Origin of the sequence: Vibrio sp. 10N.222.55.B11, assembly GCF_041473705.1 — a bacterium.
Classification (GTDB): domain Bacteria; phylum Pseudomonadota; class Gammaproteobacteria; order Enterobacterales; family Vibrionaceae; genus Vibrio; species Vibrio crassostreae_C.
On sequence record NZ_JBFRST010000103.1, the window covers coordinates 1 to 2,631 of the forward strand.

The 2,631-nt window shown below is 47.1% G+C and carries 2 protein-coding genes; one reads left to right on the forward strand and one right to left on the reverse strand.

The genetic code is table 11. The features are described 5' to 3' along the window. Positions 1-173 precede the first annotated feature (173 nt). Positions 174-362: a hypothetical protein gene (locus tag AB4503_RS24720; protein WP_226974873.1), complete on the reverse strand. Its 189-nt coding sequence runs from the start codon at positions 360-362 to the stop codon at positions 174-176. Positions 363-556: 194 nt separating this feature from the next. Here AB4503_RS24720 and traD point away from each other — a divergent pair. After that, the coding region (traD, locus tag AB4503_RS24725; protein ID WP_372115870.1) for a type IV conjugative transfer system coupling protein TraD at positions 557-2,631 on the forward strand (2,075 nt) is incomplete at its 3' end.

Sequence of the window (2,631 nt, forward strand, 5' to 3'; positions counted from 1 at the left end):
GTTGAAGGTCATTAAGGAACGTTATCATTCTGACAAATTTACCATGAAATCGCCTTGAAATCAGCCGACGCGGGAAAATACGAATACGATGGATCACCGCCCAGCGCAATAAGCAACGAGGACATTTTTAATCATAAGCTCAAAGCCATTCGTTTCCAAAAACACTCGACCAATCACTGTCCGGTGATGCCCATCATCAACATAAAGCTCACCATCTCTATTACACAGAGACCAATTTCGCTTTTCTTCTTAAAAATAGTAATCAGGATTGCTTTGAAGGTTTCGAGCACAACACTGACCACGTTCGAGACCGTGACGATTATCAGCGCAAGGAAATAAAACCACCCAAGTTTTGCCAACATGTCGGGGCTCTAGACTCCCCACCCCGTCGGAGAGATTAACATCCGTGTCTAACCTTCTGCATGCGTAAATTTTTTCATATCAGAGCCCTGCACAGCAATACCATTAGCCAACAACCATTCAGTCTAAACCCGTTCATCTGCATGCGCAGGTAATTATCTAAAAAAGTACTCCATTTCACTCACAAGGAACCACGATGCCTAGACCTAAACGCGCGTCCGGCAACCACTTTACCCGTGGCGGACAAATTACTTTTCACTCCATTCGGATGTTCTTTCAAGTCAACAACACCTTAGTTTACACCGCCATTTGGTCGGTGATAGCGCTCACAGGCGTGCTTACTTGGCTACGCGCCCCCGATAACGCCTTTTGGTCGGTGTTCTACTACTGGCGCAACCATATCTATGCCAGCTTTGGGCACAATCTTAACAGCGAAGTCACGACTTTCTGGAGTGGAAAACGCTACGTTGGCACGCTCGCCTCCCAACTGGAAAATACCCAACTCATCAGCCTTTATGATGACGTCATTCGCCAAGCACAAATCAACTTCTTAATTGCCATCGGTATTGCCTTCGCTATTTTGATGCTCGCCATGAGTTTCTTTAAACGACAAGGCGAAAAGCAAAGTGAAGATTTCCACGTTCAAGGCTTTCAATACGCCGAACCCAAAGTGCTCACAAATGATTTGAAAAAACGGGCAAAGAAACTCAAGAAACAGGGCGTAGGCAATGGACGGATTTCTGATTTCAAAGTGGATGGGCTGGCCTTATTTAAACGTGGGTTTGAAGTGCAGCACATACTGATTGACGGCACCACAGGGGCAGGTAAATCCGTCATGCTGCGTAAACTGCTGCGATGGATACGTAAACGTGGGGATAAAGCGATTATTTATGATAAAGGCTGCACCTTTACCAGTAAGTTCTTTGACCCTAGCCAAGACACCTTACTCAACCCCTTCGATGAACGCTGCGCCAATTGGGATGTGTGGTGCGATGCAAAAGAAGCCCCTGACTTTGAAAATATCGCCAGCGCCCTTATCCCGCAGCATGGCGAAGGTGACCCATTCTGGGTCGATTCCGCCCGGACTATTTTTTCGAGTGCGGCGTATCGCATGAGCCAAGATGACAAGCCCTGCTCGACCGCAAGGCTGCTCAGCCTGATACTCACGTCTGAACTTGAAACCCTGGGTAATTTCCTGCAAGGCACAGAGTCTGCTTCCCTGGTCTCGAAAGACATCAAAAAGACGGCCATCTCCATTAAGTCGGTGCTCGCCACCTACATTAAGAGCCTACGCTTTTTAGATGGCTTGGATGATAAAGACGCGAAAGGAGAGCCCAAACGCAAACCGTTTTCTATCACCGATTGGGTACAAGATGATAAACAAAAAGGCTTTTTGTTCTTATCTAGTAACGCGCAGCAACACGCTTCATTACGTCCTTTGATTTCGACTTGGCTTGCCATTGCTTCTAACGCCATCTTGGGACTTAAAGACGATGAAGACCGCCGTATCTGGGTGATTATGGATGAGATGCCGAGTCTGCATAAACTGCCTGAGCTTGATAACATCATTTCAGAAGTGCGTAAGTTTGGGGGCTGTTATGTGATTGGTCTACAGTCTTATGCTCAGCTTGTAAAAACCTACGGAAAAAATACCGCGGACGTTATTTTTGATTTACTCAACTCGCGCTTTTACTTTCGCGCCCCATCAGCGCAGATGGCGCAAATCTCATCCAAAGATTTGGGTGAGCAAGAAGTGGACGTATCAAGAGAGAACATTTCTTACGGTGCAAATGCTTTGCGTGACGGGGTATCGATTGGCCACCAGACAACGACACGTCCGGTCGTCTCTAGCAGTGAAATCCAAGCCATGGATGATTTGCAATGTTACCTTCGCGTACCAGGAAGCAGCTTTATCACTCGACTGGATTTGCACTTTGATAAGATGCGAGATGTGACACCGGCCTTTATAAAACGTGATTACACCCCATCGCCCGCCATGACCAAAGCGTATCAAAAAGCGATTTACTTTGAGTGTGTCGCCCCAGGTATGCTCCTCAACGAAGAAGAGCGTAACGCACTCACAGAAATCCAAGCCAAGCAATTTGAAACGCCGGAAGAGATGAAGCTGGAAACCGACCAAATCCAACAAGCACAACGAAGTGAGACAGTCAAAGCGTTAGCCAGCAAGGAGTCGGAAAAGCTCAAATCAGACAATGCCCCTCAAGATCGCGCGCATCAAGAGCTCGACGAGTCGGCGATATCTCAAGATAT